Raw genomic sequence first — 15032 nt, forward strand, 5'->3', positions numbered from 1 at the left:
CGCCCCAGCAGCCCACCCCGCCACCACCGGCCGGACCGGCCGCCACTGCCGCCATACCCGTGGGGCAGGCCCCGGCGGGGGGCAGCCCCCCACCTGAGGAGAGCGGCAGCCTCATGGAGAACTCTTCCGCCGCTGCCACCGGCAAGCAGGCCAAGAAGGAAGCGAAGAAGGCGGCGAAGCTGGCGAAGAAGCAGAAGCGCCGCCGCACCGGCTGGCGCAGGCTGCTGCCCACCTGGCGGATGGTGCTGGGCGGCGTCCTGCTGATCGTCCTGCTGGTCTCGGGCGCACTGGTCACCGGCTATCTGCTGGTGAGCATCCCGCCGCCGAACGACGCCGCCGCGGCGCAGACCAACGTCTATCTGTACGCGGACGGCACGCAGATCGCCCGGGACGGCGAGATCAACCGGGAGAACATCACGCTCGGTCAGGTTCCGAAGGAGACCCAGCACGCGGTGCTGGCCGCGGAGGACCGCGACTTCTACAACGAGTCAGCGGTCGACCCGCAGGCCATGGCACGCGCCGGCTGGAACATGGTCACCGGCGGGGAGCGGCAGTCCGGCTCGACGATCACCCAGCAGTATGTGAAGAACTACTACCTGAGCCAGGACCAGACGGTCACCCGTAAGGCCAAGGAGTTCTTCATCGCGCTGAAGCTGGACAACGAGGTCAGCAAGAACGACATCCTCCAGGGCTACCTCAACACCAGCTACTTCGGCCGGAACGCCTACGGCATCCAGTCGGCGGCACACGCCTACTACGACAAGGACGTCAGCAAGCTGACTCCGGCCGAGGGCGCGTACCTCGCCGCACTCGTCAACTCGCCCAACGCCTACGACACCCGCGCCCACCCGGAGAACAAGGACCGCGCCGTCGCCCGCTGGAACTATGTGCTGGACGGCATGGTCAAGGAGGGCTGGCTCAGCAAGAGCGACCGGGCGGGGCTGAAGTTCCCCGAGCCGCACCGGGTCAAGCCACCGCGGAACATGTCGGGCGAACGCGGCTATCTGGTCGAAGCCGTCAAGAACTACCTCATCAACAACAAGATCATTGATGAGCGGCGGCTCGCGGCCGGCGGGTTCCGGATCACCACCACGTTCCAGCCGAAGAAGCAGAAGGCCATGCGCGACGCGGTCAACGACCAGCTGATGGCGAAGCTGGACAAGAAGAACCGCAAGGTCGACAAGTACGTCCGCGCCGGCGGCGCCTCGGTGGATCCGAAGACCGGCAAGGTCGTCGCGATGTACGGCGGCATCGGCTACACCAAGCAGTACACGAACAGCGCGACGCGCCGGGACTACCAGGTCGGCTCCACGTTCAAGCCGTTCCTGTTCACCGCGGCCATCCAGCACAAGTCCACCACCCAGGACGGCCGCCCCATCCGGGCCAACACCATCTATGACGGCACCAACAAGCGCGAGGTGGTCAGCAACGGCCAGGGCACCGGCTACGCGCCCGCCAACGAGGACCAGCGCTCCTACGGGAAGATCCCTGTCTCGACCGCCATGGACAAGTCGGTCAACAGCGTCTTCGCGCAGATGGGCGTCGACGTGGGCCCGAAGAAGGTCAAGGAGACCGCGGTCGATCTGGGCGTTCCCGAGACCGTGCCCAACTTCACCCCGGACGGCTCCATCGCGCTCGGTGTCACCACGGCCTCGACGCTCGACATGGCCGAGGCGTACGCCACGCTCGCCAACCACGGCAAGCACGGCCATTACAGCCTCGTCCAGAAGGCCACCCGAGGCGGTGAGGTCGTCAATCTGCCCGGCCACGACCCGAAGCAGGCCGTCTCCCGGGCCGCCGCCGACTCCACCACGGCCACGCTGCGCAGCGTCGTCCAGGGCGGCACCGGTACCGAGGCGCAGTCCGCGGGCCGTCCGGCGGCCGGCAAGACCGGTACGGCCGAGGAGGACAAGGCCGCCTGGTTCGCGGGCTACACCCCGGACCTGGCCACCGTCATCTCGGTGATGGGCCAGAACCCGAAGACCGCCGTCCAGGAGCCGCTGTACGGGGCCGGCGGCCAGCCGCGGGTCAACGGCGGCGGCTACCCGGCACAGATCTGGGGCGCCTACACCAAGAAGGCGCTGGAGGGCCGCCCGGTCAAGGACTTCGACCTGGACACGGCGGGCAACGGCAAGCTGCCCGGCACCCAGGCGCCGAGCTCGAGCCCGACGACCGAGGCGCCGTCCGACGAGCCGAGCGACGAGCCGTCCGAGACACAGAAGCCGACCGACGAGCCCTCGTCGCCGCAGCCGCCGACCAGCCAGCCGCCGTCCACCCCGGGACCGAGCATCCCGGAGATCGGCGGCGTGGACGGCGGCGACCCGGGTGGTGATCCGGGCGGCAACGACGGCGGTGCCACCGGCGACGGCTCGCCCAGCGGCGACCCGGGCGGCGGGCCCGGCACCTGAGCCTGACGCCGCCCGCAACGGCAAGGTGCCCCCTCGGTCCACCGAGGGGGCACCTTCGTCTGTACGGGCGGGCCGGAAAGCCGGGCCGCGAGGGCTCTGCTACAGATACAGGCCCGTCGAGTCGGCGGTGTCCTGGAGACGTTCGGCCGCGACGGCGTGCAGGTCGCGCTCGCGCATCAGTACGTACGCGACCCCGCGCACCTCGACCTCGGCGCGGTCCTCCGGGTCGTACAGCACGCGGTCTCCGGGCTCGACCGTGCGCACGTTCTGGCCGACGGCGACCACTTCGGCCCAGTCGAGCTTGCGTCCTACGGCCGCCGTTGCGGGGATCACGATGCCGCCGGAGGAGCGGCGCTCGCCCTCGCTGGTGTCGGTCCGTACGAGCACGCGGTCGTGCAGCATCCGGATCGGCAGCTTGTCATCGTGTGCGGAAGCAGGGGTCTTTGGGCTCACCGGAAGACCGTATCTCAGCGCCTCAGTGGTGACGGCGGCGAGCCCGGCGACCGCCGTCGGGCCTGCGCTTGGCGGACAACGCGAGGGCGCCCACCACTGCGACGGCCACCACGGCGGCGGGCACCAGGCGCTCCAGCCTGGGGGCGCCGTCCTCGCCGACGAACTGGGCCCGCACATCGGAGACCGCACGGTTGGCGACTACGTACGCGCGGCCCGCGGTGCGGTCCACCGCGGCAGCCGCCTTGGCCTTGGCGTCCCCGACGATGGTCTTCGGATGAACGCGTACGGCGATCTCGTCCAGCGCGGCGGCGAGATCCTGCCGCCTGCGGATGATGTCCGCCTCGATGTCCGCGGGGGTCCTGGCTTCCGGCACCGAGCTGCCTCCGTCGCTGTCAGTCCTGCGTCCTACCGTGGTGTCAGCAGCCATCCTGTCAGCTGGCCGGTGCCGCTGCCCTATGGCACCCCCGATCGACCACATCCGGCCCTCCCAAGGCCACCCGATAATTTTACGGAGCCCCGATGAGCCCACGACTCGCACCCGGCGACGCCGCCCCCGACTTCACCCTGCCCGACGCCGACGGCAAGGAGGTCTCGCTCTCCGGCCACCGGGGCCGCAAGGTGATCGTCTACTTCTACCCCGCGGCCCTGACCCCCGGCTGCACCAAGCAGGCGTGCGACTTCACCGACAACCTGGAACTGCTGGCGGGCCAGGGCTACGACGTCATCGGCGTCTCCCCCGACAAGCCGGAGAAGCTGGCGAAGTTCCGGGAGAAGGAGTCGCTGAAAGTCACGCTCGTCGGCGACCCGGGCAAGGAGACGATGGAGGCGTACGGCGCCTTCGGCGAGAAGAAGCTGTACGGCAAGACCGTCACCGGAGTCATCCGCTCCACCGTGATCGTGGACGAGGAGGGCAAGGTCGAGCGGGCGCTGTACAACGTGAAGGCCACCGGGCACGTCGCCAAGCTGATCAAGGATCTGGGGCTGGCCGCTGAGTGACAGCGCGGGGACGCCGGTGATCGCGCGGTCGGGCGGCGGGGTGCGTATGCCGAGGTGGAGCGGTGGTACCCATGGGGGATGAAGCACGAGGATCAGCCCCACGACCCGGCTGCCCTCAAGCGGCACCGGCACCTCTTCCGCGCCGTCGGACGGCGGCGGAAGCCGAAGGTCCGCCGTAGCGACATCACCGTGACGGACGAGGCGACGGTCAAGCGCGCCACCAAGGCCGCCGCCGTCGGCAATGCCATGGAGTGGTTCGACTTCGGGATCTACGCCTATCTCGCGGTCACCATCGGCAAGGTCTTCTTCCCCGGCGGCAGCACCCAACTGCTGGCCTCGTTCACCGCCTTCGCCGCTTCCTTCCTGGTGCGGCCGCTGGGCGGACTGTTCTTCGGTCCGCTCGGCGACCGGATCGGGCGCAAGAAGGTGCTGGCGCTGACGATGGTGCTGATGGCGGCCGGCACCTTCTGCATCGGCCTGATCCCCGCCTACAGCTCCATCGGGCTGGTCTCACCGATCCTGCTGCTGGTGTGCCGCCTGGTGCAGGGCTTCTCCACCGGCGGCGAGTACGGCGGCGCTGCCACCTTCATCGCGGAGTACGCGCCGGACAAGCGGCGCGGCTTCTTCGGCAGCTTCCTGGAGCTGGGCACGCTCACCGGCTACACCGGTGCGGCTGCGCTGGTGCTGGTGCTGAACACCGCGCTGGGCGACGACACCATGCTGAGCTGGGGCTGGCGCATCCCGTTCCTGGTCGGCGGGCCGATCGGGGTCGTCGGTCTGTATCTGCGGATGCGGCTGGACGAGACCCCGGCCTTCCAGAAGCGGGCCGCACAGCTGTCGCAGTCCCCCGGGGCGAGCGCCGCGGAGGCGGCCGAGCCGAGGCTGTCGGAGAACGTGCCGCAGAAGGAGCTGCGGTCGATCTTCTCCGAGCAGTGGCGCACGCTGCTGCTCTGCATCGGCCTGGTCGCCGCCTACAACGTCACGGACTACATGCTGCTGTCGTACATGCCCGCCTATCTGACCGACGCCCTCGGGTACGAGAACTCGATGGAACTGGTCGCCGCCATCCTCGCCATGGTGGCGATGGCCACGGTGATCCAGCGGGTGGGGCGCCTCAACGACCGGTTCGGCCGCAAGCCCGTGCTGATGACCGGCATGGCCGGGTTCCTCCTGCTGACGATCCCGGCCTTCGCCCTCTTCCAGCGGGGCAGCTTCGGCGCTGTGCTGATCGGCCTGCTGGCGCTCGGCGCCTGCCTGGTGTGTCTGCTGGGCACCATGTCGGCGACGCTGCCCGCGCTCTTCCCCACGGATGTGCGCTACGGCTCACTGTCCATCGGCTACAACCTGGCGACCGCGGTCTTCGGCGGCACCGCGCCCGGCGTGATGACCTATCTGGTCGACAGCACCGGCGACAACCTGGCCCCGGCCTACTACGCCTCCGGCGCGGCAGTGCTCGGCATCGTCGCGGTGGCCCTGATGAAGGAGACGGCCCGGCAGCCGCTGGCCGGCTCACCGCCTTCGGTCAGCACCCACGAGGAGGCCCGCGCCCTGGTCAGAGCCGAGACGAACGAGCCCACCTTCTGACCCTGTACACCCGCCGTACGCCCGCACCCCGGCCCGGCGGGCCAGGGTGCGGGCGCAGTACGATACGTGCGCGCGCGAGTGCCGGAATTGGTAGACGGGACGGCTTTAGGTGCCGGTGTCTTCGGACGTGGGGGTTCGAGTCCCCCCTCGCGCACGGTGGCCTGCGGCCTGCCGCTGGGCGACGACGCCGGCCCTCTCCCCCTCTCCTGTTCTGGCCAGGAGGCTGCTCTGACGGGTGTTTGCAGGCTGCTGGCGGGTGGGTGGCTGGGCGCGCCCACGCGGCGGAGCCGCATATTCGACACAGCCCCGCGCCCCTTACGGGGCGAGCAACTCCCGTACGGCGGGCGCCAGTGCGCGGAATGCCTTTCCGCGGTGGCTGATCGCGTTCTTCTCCGCAGGACTGAGCTCCGCGCACGTCCTGCTCTCTGCCTCCGGCTGGAGGACCGGGTCGTAGCCGAAGCCGCCGTCGCCCGCGGGGGCGTACCGAAGGGTGCCGCGCAGACGGCCGCTGACGACCCGTTCGGTGCCGTCGGGAAGGGCGAGGGCCGCGGCGCACTCGAAGTGCGCACCCCGGTGCGCGGAGTCGATGTCGGCGAGCTGGGCGAGGAGCAGGTCCAGATTGGCGCCGTCGTCCCCGTGCCGGCCGGCCCAGCGCGCGGAGAAGATGCCGGGCGCCCCGCCCAGCACATCCACGCAGAGCCCGGAGTCGTCGGCGACGGCGGGCAGCGCGGTCGCCCTGGCGAGGGCGTGCGCCTTGAGGAGGGCGTTCTCGGCGAACGTCACGCCGGTCTCCTTGACGTCCGGCACCTCGGGGTAGGCGTCGGCGCCCACCAGGTCGAGTTCGAGACCGGCGTCGGCGAGGATCGCCTTCAGTTCGGTGACCTTGTGGGCGTTGCGGGTGGCGAGGATCAGGCGCTTGGTGCTCATGGCCACCAGTATCGCCGTGCCGGGGCCTGCGCCGTGGGCGGGCTCAGCCCGGGCTGCAGACCTTGGTCAGTTCGTCGGCCGCGTCGGTGACCGGCCGCATCTTCGGGGTCCGGCCCGCCTCCACGTCCGTACGGACGCTGTCGACGGCGCCGCGCAGCTTGGAGACCGACTTGCCGACGTCCCCGTCGTCCGTCTCGTCCTCGATCTTGCTGAGGTTCTTGTCTATCTTGTCGAGGGACTTCTTGGCCTGGGTGGGATCCTCGCCCGCGTCGGAGACCGCCTGCTGGAGGTCGTCGACGGAGCCGGCGATGGTGGACGCGGTGCTCGCGCAGTCCAGCGCCCTGTCGACAGCCGAGCAGCTCGCTATGACCGGCACGGCGAGCGCGAGGGCCGCCACGGCGGCCACGGTCTTCTTCTTGAGCACTTCTTACGTCCTCTCCCCCAGGCTGGTCGGGCCGCACGGTTCGACACGTGCGGCCCGCACCCCTTCAGACGCGTAAAGCGCCGGCAAAGTTCCCTTCGCCTTCGCCGTCGCGGTCGTTGTCCCCGTCCCCCTCGCCGGAGCGGCGGTCGCTCAGCGGCCGAGCGCGGTGCGCTGGGCGCCGTCGAGTTGGGCGCAGCCCGCGACGGCCAGGTCGAGCAGCCCGTCCAGTTCCTCGCGGGCGAACGGGGCGCCCTCGGCGGTGCCCTGCACCTCGACGAAGCGGCCATCACCGGTGCAGACCACATTCATGTCCGTCTCGGCGCGCACGTCTTCCTCGTACCGCAGGTCCAGCATCGGGACGCCGTCGATGATGCCGACGCTGACGGCGGAGACCGTGCCGGTCAGCGGCTGGGCCTTGGCCTTGACGAGCTTGTGCTCCTGAGCCCAGGCGACGGCGTCGGCCAGCGCCACGTAGGCGCCGGTGATCGCGGCGGTGCGGGTGCCGCCGTCCGCCTGGAGGACGTCGCAGTCGATGACGATGGTGTTCTCGCCCAGCGCCTTGTGGTCCACCACGGCGCGCAGCGAGCGGCCCACCAGGCGGGAGATCTCATGCGTACGGCCGCCGATCCTGCCCCGTACGGACTCGCGGTCGCCGCGGGTGTTGGTGGCGCGGGGCAGCATGGCGTACTCGGCGGTGACCCAGCCCTCTCCGCTGCCCTTGCGCCAGCGGGGTACGCCCTCCGTCAGGCTGGCGGTGCACAGGACGCGGGTGTCGCCGAAGGAGACGAGGACGGAGCCCTCGGCGTGTTTGCTCCAGCCGCGTTCGATGGTGACGGGGCGCAGCTCATCGGCCGTACGGCCGTCGATACGTGACATGCGTGCGAGCGTATCCCTGGCCGGGGGCTTGAGCCGAACGTGAGGGGGCTCCCTCTCTGCTGCTGTGCTGATGAGGGGGTGCCACTTGCGGTGCGTTGCAGGCTGCGGGTTGGTTTGTGGCTGGTCGCGCAGTTCCCCGCGCCCCTTCGGGGCGCGTCTTCGTCGCGCCCACGCGGCGGAGCCGCATACCCGACACAGCCCCGCGCCCCTTCGGGGCACGTTCGCTACAGCATGTCTTCGATTTCGGCGGCGATGGGGTCGGCGTCGGTGCCGATGACGACCTGGATCGCGGAGCCCATTTTGACGACTCCGTGGGCGCCCGCGGCCTTGAGGGCGGTTTCGTCGACGAGGGAGGGGTCGTTCACCTCGGTGCGGAGGCGGGTGATGCAGCCCTCGACCTCTTCGATGTTCTCGAGCCCGCCGAGACCGGCGACGATCTTCTCAGCCTTGCTGGCCATGTCCTTCTCCTGTGTTCGCGGACGGGTTTGTCACGTTAGCCCACGATCAGCCCAGCTATGCGAGCGCCGGTGCGCTGTCTGGCGAATGATGACGGTGACGACGTCGGCCGCGTCGTCCCTAATGGTCTACACCATTATGCGTCAGCCGCAGTCAGGAGGAGGCTTTGAGCGCCAACGCCGCAGCCGGCCCGGGGAGGAAGCGGACCTCGACCTTCTTCCAGGGCTTGCAGAAGATGGGGCGCAGCCTCCAGCTCCCCATCGCGGTGCTCCCGGCCGCCGGTATCCTCAACCGGCTCGGCCAGCCGGACATCTTCGGCGACGACGGCCTGGGCTGGACGGACGTCGCCAAGGTCTTCCAGGGTGCGGGCGGCGCGCTGCTGGACTCGACGCTGGGGCTGCCGCTGCTGTTCTGCGTCGGCGTGGCCATCGGCATGGCCAAGAAGGCGGACGGCTCGACCGCGCTGGCCGCCGTGGCGGGGTTCCTCGTCTACCACAACATCCTCCAGCAGTTCCCCGACTGTCCCTCGGGCTCCACGTTCGACCCGGAACAGGGCACCTGTCTGGGCGACGGCGGCACCGCGGCCGGTGCCGCGACCTTCCAGAACCCGGGGGTGTTCGGCGGGATCGTCGTCGGGCTGCTGGCGGCGTGGTTCTGGCAGCGCTTCCACCGGGTGAAGCTGGTGGACTGGCTCGGCTTCTTCAACGGCCGCCGGCTGGTGCCGATCATCATGGCGTTCGTCGCGCTGTTCTTCGCGGTGCTGTGCCAGTGGGCGTGGCAGCCGATCGGCGACGGGCTGACCAGCTTCTCCAAGTGGATGACGGATCTGGGCGCATGGGGCGCGGGCATCTTCGGCGTCGCCAACCGGGCGCTCATCCCGATCGGCATGCACCAGTTCCTGAACACCTTCATGTGGTTCCAGTTCGGCAGCTACAAGAAGCCGGACGGCGAGGTGGTGCACGGCGACATCAACCGCTTCCTGGCGGGCGATCCGAGCGCGGGCCAGTTCCTCTCCGGATTCTTCCCGATCATGATGTTCGCGCTGCCTGCCGCGGCGCTGGCCATCACGCACGCGGCCCGCCCCGAGCGGCGCAAGGTGGTCGGCGGGCTGATGCTCTCCACGGCGCTGACCTCGTTCGTGACCGGGGTGACCGAGCCGATCGAGTTCTCGTTCCTGTTCGTCGCGCCGGCACTGTACGCCATCCACGTACTGCTGACCGGCGTCTCGATGGCGGTCACCTGGGGGCTGGGCGTCCATGACGGCTTCAGCTTCTCCGCCGGGCTGATCGACTACGTCATCAACTGGAGCCTGGCCACCAAGCCGTGGCTGATCATCCCGATCGGACTGTGTTTCGGGGTGGTCTATTACGTGCTCTTCCGGGCCGTGATCACCAAGTTCGATCTGAAGACTCCGGGCCGGGAGCCGGAAGAGGTCGCGGAGGAGTTCGAGGAGGAGGTGACGCGGTAGCCAGGGAACCAGCGGTCCGCGAGCGGGAGTTCCCCGCACATACCGACCGGCCGGTCCGCTGTCGGGCTCAGATCTCGTACACGGCCCCCGGCCGGGCCAGCTCGACCGGCCCCGCGAACACCGCTTTGGCATCCCGCAGATTGATCTGCGGGTCCGTCCACGGCGGTACATGGGTGAGCACCAGCCGGGCAGCGCCGGCCCGGGCGGCGATCTCTCCGGCCTCCCGGCCGTTCAGATGGAGCCCTGGGATCTGCTCCTTGCCGTCGGTGAAGGACGCCTCGCACAGGAACAGATCGGCGTCCCGGGCCGCGAGTTCGAGCCGGGGGCACGGGCCGGTGTCACCCGAATACGTGAGGACCCGGCCGCTCTCCTTGTGCTCGACCCGGAACGCGTACGCCTCGACCGGGTGGTCGACCAGCTCCGTACGCACCCGGAACGGGCCGGCGTCGAAGCTGCCGCCGGCCGACAGCGTGCGGAAGCTGAAGACCTCGCTCATCGACGAGTCGGACGGAGTGTCCGCGTATGCGGTGGTCAGCCGCTGTTCGGTGCCGGGCGGTCCGTACACCGGGATGGGGCCGCAACGGCCGCCCTCGTGGCGGTAGTAACGCGCGACGAAATAGCCGCACATGTCGATGCAGTGGTCGGCGTGCAGATGGCTGAGCGCGATCACGTCGAGGTCGTAGAGGCCGCAGTGCCGCTGGAGCTCACCGAGCGCGCCGTTGCCCATGTCCAGGAGCAGCCGGAAACCGTCGGCCTCCACGAGATAGCTCGAACAGGCCGATTCCGTGGACGGGAACGACCCGGAACAGCCGACGACGGTGAGCTTCATGGAGTGGGAACCTCCGTTGACGGCCTGCTGGAGAAGTCCCCGTGTCGTTGACGAGGGGACTTCCGAGCGTAAGCCGCCCGGGTCCGGGTGACTCCTCGATGGGGCGGTGGTGTGGGCGGAATCACCAGCCCGGGGTAGCGCTCAGGCCCAGAGCTGCCCCTGAACCGTGGCGATGGCCTCCTCGTCGGACGCGGCGGTGTACAGGCCCGTCGAGAGGTACTTCCAGCCGCCGTCGGCGACGAGGAAGACGATGTCGGCACTCTGCCCGGCACGCACCGCCTTGCGGCCCACACCGATCGCGGCGTGCAGCGCCGCACCCGTGGAGACGCCGGCGAAGATGCCCTCCTGCGCGAGGAGTTCCCTGGTACGGGTGACCGCGTCCGCCGAGCCGACCGAGAAGCGGGTGGTGAGCACGGACTCGTCGTACAGCTCGGGCACGAAGCCCTCGTCCAGGTTGCGCAGCCCGTACACCAGGTCGTCGTAGCGCGGCTCGGCGGCGACGATCTGGATGCCGGGACGGTGCTCGCGCAGATAGCGTCCTGCGCCCATCAGCGTCCCCGTGGTGCCGAGACCCGCCACGAAGTGGGTGACCGACGGCAGGTCGGCGAGGATCTCGGGGCCGGTGGTGGCGTAGTGCGCCCCGGCGTTGTCGGGGTTGCCGTACTGGTAGAGCATCACCCAGTCCGGGTGCTCGGCCGCCAGTTCCTTGGCCACCCGCACAGCGGTGTTCGAGCCGCCGGCCGCGGGCGAGGAGATGATCTCCGCGCCCCACATGGCCAGCAGCTGGCGGCGCTCCTCGCTGGTGTTCTCCGGCATGACGCAGACGATGCGGTAGCCCTTGAGCCTGGCCGCCATCGCCAGCGAGATGCCGGTGTTGCCCGAGGTCGGCTCCAGGATGGTGCAGCCGGGCCGCAACCGGCCGTCCTTCTCGGCCTGTTCGACCATGTACAGGGCCGGACGGTCCTTGACGGAGCCGGTCGGATTGCGGTCCTCCAGCTTCGCCCAGATCCGTACGTCCTCTGAGGGCGAGAGCCTCGGGAGCCGTACGAGGGGCGTGTTGCCGACGGCGTCGAGCGGGGAGTCGTAGCGCATCAGCGCATCCGGCCCGCGTGCATGGAGCCCGCCCGTCGCCCGGCCACCGCCCCGGAACGACGGGGCTCCGCCCCGGCACCTCCCGCCACCGCGGGCAGGATCGTCACGCTGTCCCCGTCGCTGAGCTTGGTGGAGATGCCCTCCAGGAAGCGCACGTCCTCGTCGTTGAGGTAGACGTTCACGAAGCGGCGCAGCTCACCGGCGTCCACCAGGCGCTCCTGGATCCCGGTGTGGCGGCTCTCCAGGTCGGCGAAGAGCTCACCGATGGTCGCGCCGGAGCCCTCGACCGCCTTCTGGCCGTCGGTGTAGGTGCGGAGGATGGTCGGAATGCGGACCTCGATGGCCATGAGAGTGCTCCCGTCGGAGAGGAAGAGTGCGGCTGTGCGGAGTGCGGCTGTGCTGTGGGCAGGCGGACGCGCGGGTGCCCCGCGCCACAGGCCGGGGGCAGGGTGGGGCGGACGGACGTCGTAGACGACGCGCGTCAGGCCGGCGGACAGATCGCGCTGGCGAGGCGGCACAGGTCGACGTGCAGGCGCGCCACGAGCAGCATGCCCGGGGTCTTCTCGAATGCGCTCACGTCGTGGACAACCATGGGCTCATCGTAACGATTCCCGGCGGCGGAATCGGATGTGAGTTTCATGATGCGGACCGTTCTGTCTCAAGGCGGCCCGGATACGGCCCGGATCTCAGTAGCTCTCGACGACCTCGACCTCTTCCTCGGTCACCTCACCGTCCACGATGCGGAACGAGCGGAAGGAGAAGGGGCCCTCGTCGTTGCCGCACTCGGCGGTGGAGACCAGGACGTAGTGCGCTCCGGGTTCGTTGGCGTAGGAGATGTCCGTACGGGACGGGTACGCCTCGGTGGCGGTGTGCGAGTGGTAGATCACGACGGGTTCCTCGTCGCGGTCGTCCATCTCGCGGTAGAGCTTGAGCAGGTCGGTCGAGTCGAACTCGTAGAAGGTCGGCGAGCGCGCCGCGTTCAGCATCGGGATGAACCGCTCGGGCCGGCCCTCACCGACCGGCCCCGCGATGACGCCACACGCCTCGTCGGGGTGGTCCGCACGGGCGTGGGCGACGATCCGGTCGTGCAGCTCCTGGGTGATGGTCAGCATGTGGGCAAGGATATGAGTGCCTCGGGGCCGGGGAGGGGGTGCCCCTTGCTGCCGTCCGCGGACTGCGGGTGCGTATCGGCTGGTCGCGCAGTCCCCCGCGCCCCTGAATGGCTCCCCGCAAGCTTGGGCAGTCTGCGCCAGGGGCGCAGGGTGGGCAAGCGCAGCCCCCATGCGGGGTACGGGCAATGATCAGCGCTGCTTCTCGAAAACGTGCGGGGTGCGCCGCTTGATCACGTAATAGGAACCAGTCAGCAGCGCCGCCCAAATAGGTGCTGCGTACAGCGAGACGCGGGCGTCCTTGTCGAAGGCCATCAGCCCGATCACCAGAAAGATGAAGGCCAGCGCCGCGATACCGGTCCACGGGGCACCCGGCATCCGGAACTCCGAGCGGGGGAGCTCACCCCGGTCCGCCTTGGCCCGATACCGCAGCTGGGAGAAGAGGATCATGATCCAGGCCCACATACCGGAGATCGTGGCGAAGGAGACGACGTAGTCGAACGCCTTCGACGGCCACTCGTAGTTGATCCACACCCCGACCATCATCAGCGCGGCCGACACGGTGGTGCCCAGGAACGGCAGACCGGTCCTCGACAGCCTGGTGAAGACCCTCGGTCCCTGCCCGTTGAGCGCGAGGTCGCGCAGCATCCGGCCGGTGGAGTACATGCCGGAGTTGCAGGAGGAGAGCGCCGCGGTCAGCACCACGAAGTTGACGATGCCCGCGCCCGCCGGCAGCCCGATCTTCTGGAACGCGGCGACGAACGGGCTGGTGCCCGGCTCGAACGCGGTCCAGGAGACGACGGAGAGGATGACGATCAGCGAGCCGATGTAGAACAGCGCGATCCGCCACGGCACCGTCTTGATCGCCCGCGGAAGCGCCTTCGCCGGGTCGGACGCCTCGCCGGCCGTGACGCCGACCAGTTCGACGGCGAGGAAGGAGAACATCACGATCTGCAGGGTCATCAGCGTGCCGCCGACGCCCTTGGGGAAGATCCCGTCGTGCTGGTACAGGTTGGCGAACGACGCGGTGTCGCCGGCCTGCGAGAAGCCCAGCGTGATCACGCCGAGGCCGATCAGGATCATGCCGATGATCGCGGTGACCTTGACCATGGAGAACCAGAACTCCAGCTCACCGAAGAGCTTCACGGAGATCAGGTTGATGCCGTAGAGGGCGACGGTGAAGACCAGCGCGGAGATCCATGGCGCGATGTCCCACCAGTAGTTCACATAGGTCGCCGCTGCCGTGACCTCGGTGATGCCGGTGACGACCCAGAACAGCCAGTACGTCCAGCCCGTCACAAAGCCCCAGTAGGGGCCGAGCAGCTCACGCGCGTACTCGGAGAACGAGCCGGAGACCGGGCGGTACATCAGCAGCTCGCCCAGCGCGCGCATGATCACGTAGATGACGGCGCCCGCGACGAGGTACGCCAGGATGATGCTGGGGCCCGCCTTGTGGATGGACTTGCCCGCGCCGAGGAAGAGCCCCGTACCAATGGCACCGCCGATGGCGATCATCTGGATCTGCCGGCCGCCGAGCCCCCGCTGGTAGCCCTCGGACGAGCCGCTGCCGCCGGCCGTCTCCTTGGCCTCCACCGGGCCGGCCGCCACCCCGGTCCCAGGCGTCGGGTCCGGTGCCGGACCGTGGTCTTCGACCTCGGAGGTCATGTGGTGCGCCTTTCTCCCTACCGATCCGGCCCTCATCAGCGGATCTGTGCAGGTGTACCACGCAGCGGCACCCGCGACGCACGTCCCCAAAGCGGGACATGAGGGATATGCCCGGGCAGCATGCCGGGAAAGGCAGGGGAACGTGACTGGTTCGTTAAACGGTTTTTGCTGTCCGCTTAACGAACAGCGGCTCATGGCATCAGCGTCTCGACCAAGGTCTCCTGAAGGCCACCCAGCCACAGATAGGCCATGACCATCGGCTTGCGTTCGTCGGAGTCCGGCAGCTGGTACAGCTCGTCGTCGCTGTCGTCGCTCACCTCGAGGCGGGTGCCGATGGCCAGCCGCAGATCGTTCAGGGCGCCCAGCCACTGCTTGGCCTGCTCCGGGGTGAGGGTGAGCACGGCGCCCCGCTCCCCCGGCGTCAGCGCGTCCAGCGCCCGCACCACCGCCAGCCCGTCCGCCCGCTTGCGGGCCCGCAGGTCGTTCTCCGTATAGCGGCGGAACTCCGCGGAAGCGGCCCGGTCCTGCTTGGCCCGCGCGGCCTCGTCGCTGTCCGGGGCCAGGTCCTCGGGAGGCGGGGCCTCGGGGCCCGGGCCGTAGGCGTCCGGGAAGAGCCGGGCCAGCGCCGGGTCGGCGGGCGGCTCGCTGGGGCCGTCGGCGAACGGCGGCCAGGAGACGGCCTCGATGCCCGCCAGCTCCTCCTCCAGGCTCTCGCCCGCGCCCTCGGCGGCACCCTCGGCGGCGC

General features: G+C 69.6%; 16 protein-coding genes, 1 tRNA gene and 1 pseudogene. 5 read left to right on the forward strand and 13 right to left on the reverse strand.

Translation table 11 applies throughout. The features are described 5' to 3' along the window. Nucleotides 1-2408: transglycosylase domain-containing protein (locus tag ITI46_RS28000; protein ID WP_372452091.1), on the forward strand; the 2408-nt coding region annotated here is incomplete at its 5' end. 99 nt (nt 2409-2507) lie between these two features. Here ITI46_RS28000 and ITI46_RS28005 read toward each other — a convergent pair. Both ITI46_RS28005 and ITI46_RS28010 read right to left on the reverse strand, forming a co-directional pair. Beyond that, nucleotides 2508-2810, reverse strand: coding sequence for a GroES family chaperonin (locus tag ITI46_RS28005; RefSeq protein WP_099881272.1), 303 nt, complete (start codon nt 2808-2810; stop codon nt 2508-2510). A 73-nt stretch (nt 2811-2883) separates the two neighbouring features. Continuing rightward, the gene (locus ITI46_RS28010; RefSeq protein ID WP_209242702.1) at nt 2884-3234 is read right to left on the reverse strand and encodes a DUF3618 domain-containing protein; all 351 of its coding nucleotides are present in this window, start codon (nt 3232-3234) and stop codon (nt 2884-2886) included. 146 nt (nt 3235-3380) lie between these two features. Here ITI46_RS28010 and bcp point away from each other — a divergent pair, with 146 nt between their 5' ends. The 3 genes from bcp (at nt 3381) to ITI46_RS28025 (ending at nt 5595) form a co-directional block, all read left to right on the forward strand. Then, the gene (gene bcp / locus ITI46_RS28015) at nt 3381-3857 is read left to right on the forward strand and encodes a thioredoxin-dependent thiol peroxidase (RefSeq protein WP_209242703.1); all 477 of its coding nucleotides are present in this window, start codon (nt 3381-3383) and stop codon (nt 3855-3857) included. Nucleotides 3858-3935: 78 nt separating this feature from the next. After that, on the forward strand, nt 3936-5441 hold the full coding sequence (locus ITI46_RS28020) for an MFS transporter (protein ID WP_209242704.1): 1506 nt from the start codon (nt 3936-3938) through the stop codon (nt 5439-5441). Between the two features lie 72 nt (nt 5442-5513). Then, nucleotides 5514-5595: transfer RNA gene (locus ITI46_RS28025), tRNA-Leu, on the forward strand. A gap of 161 nt (nt 5596-5756) precedes the next feature. Here the strand turns inward: ITI46_RS28025 and rdgB are convergent. The 4 genes and pseudogenes from rdgB to ITI46_RS28045 form a co-directional block, all read right to left on the reverse strand. Next, nucleotides 5757-6368, reverse strand: a complete 612-nt coding sequence (gene rdgB, locus ITI46_RS28030) for an RdgB/HAM1 family non-canonical purine NTP pyrophosphatase (protein WP_209242705.1) — start codon at nt 6366-6368, stop codon at nt 5757-5759. Nucleotides 6369-6411: 43 nt separating this feature from the next. Continuing rightward, nucleotides 6412-6792 carry a hypothetical protein gene (locus ITI46_RS28035; protein ID WP_209242706.1) on the reverse strand — a complete coding sequence of 127 codons (381 nt, stop codon included), beginning with the start codon at nt 6790-6792 and terminating at the stop codon, nt 6412-6414. A 150-nt stretch (nt 6793-6942) separates the two neighbouring features. Next, complete coding sequence (gene rph, locus ITI46_RS28040; protein WP_209242707.1) at nt 6943-7668, reverse strand: ribonuclease PH; 726 nt, start codon at nt 7666-7668, stop codon at nt 6943-6945. Nucleotides 7669-7892: 224 nt separating this feature from the next. After that, nucleotides 7893-8129, reverse strand: a pseudogene (locus ITI46_RS28045) (PTS sugar transporter subunit IIB); the annotation flags it as partial. A gap of 161 nt (nt 8130-8290) precedes the next feature. Here ITI46_RS28045 and ITI46_RS28050 point away from each other — a divergent pair. Next, complete coding sequence (locus ITI46_RS28050; RefSeq protein ID WP_209242709.1) at nt 8291-9592, forward strand: PTS transporter subunit EIIC; 1302 nt, start codon at nt 8291-8293, stop codon at nt 9590-9592. Nucleotides 9593-9659: 67 nt separating this feature from the next. On the opposite strand, the gene ITI46_RS28055 is transcribed toward ITI46_RS28050, so the two are convergent. The 7 genes from ITI46_RS28055 to ITI46_RS28080 form a co-directional block, all read right to left on the reverse strand. Beyond that, nucleotides 9660-10421, reverse strand: a complete 762-nt coding sequence (locus ITI46_RS28055; RefSeq protein WP_209242710.1) for an MBL fold metallo-hydrolase — start codon at nt 10419-10421, stop codon at nt 9660-9662. Nucleotides 10422-10562: 141 nt separating this feature from the next. Continuing rightward, complete coding sequence (locus tag ITI46_RS28060; RefSeq protein WP_209242711.1) at nt 10563-11513, reverse strand: PLP-dependent cysteine synthase family protein; 951 nt, start codon at nt 11511-11513, stop codon at nt 10563-10565. Next, the gene (locus tag ITI46_RS28065) at nt 11513-11860 is read right to left on the reverse strand and encodes a MoaD/ThiS family protein (RefSeq protein WP_209242712.1); all 348 of its coding nucleotides are present in this window, start codon (nt 11858-11860) and stop codon (nt 11513-11515) included. Before ITI46_RS28065 ends, ITI46_RS28060 begins: the two co-directional genes overlap by 1 nt. Before the next feature lie 134 nt (nt 11861-11994). Beyond that, entirely contained in the window at nt 11995-12105 is a 111-nt protein-coding gene (locus tag ITI46_RS36130; protein WP_372446451.1) for a putative leader peptide, read from the reverse strand. A gap of 94 nt (nt 12106-12199) precedes the next feature. Further along, nucleotides 12200-12625 carry a M67 family metallopeptidase gene (locus ITI46_RS28070; protein WP_099881302.1) on the reverse strand — a complete coding sequence of 142 codons (426 nt, stop codon included), beginning with the start codon at nt 12623-12625 and terminating at the stop codon, nt 12200-12202. A 189-nt stretch (nt 12626-12814) separates the two neighbouring features. Further along, the gene (locus ITI46_RS28075; protein WP_209242713.1) at nt 12815-14287 is read right to left on the reverse strand and encodes an amino acid permease; all 1473 of its coding nucleotides are present in this window, start codon (nt 14285-14287) and stop codon (nt 12815-12817) included. Between the two features lie 191 nt (nt 14288-14478). Beyond that, a partial coding sequence (locus ITI46_RS28080) for a DUF2017 domain-containing protein (RefSeq protein WP_209242714.1) occupies nt 14479-15032 on the reverse strand: 554 nt, incomplete at its 5' end.

The organism is Streptomyces oryzae (assembly GCF_017676365.1).
Taxonomy (GTDB): Bacteria; Actinomycetota; Actinomycetes; order Streptomycetales; family Streptomycetaceae; genus Streptomyces; species Streptomyces oryzae.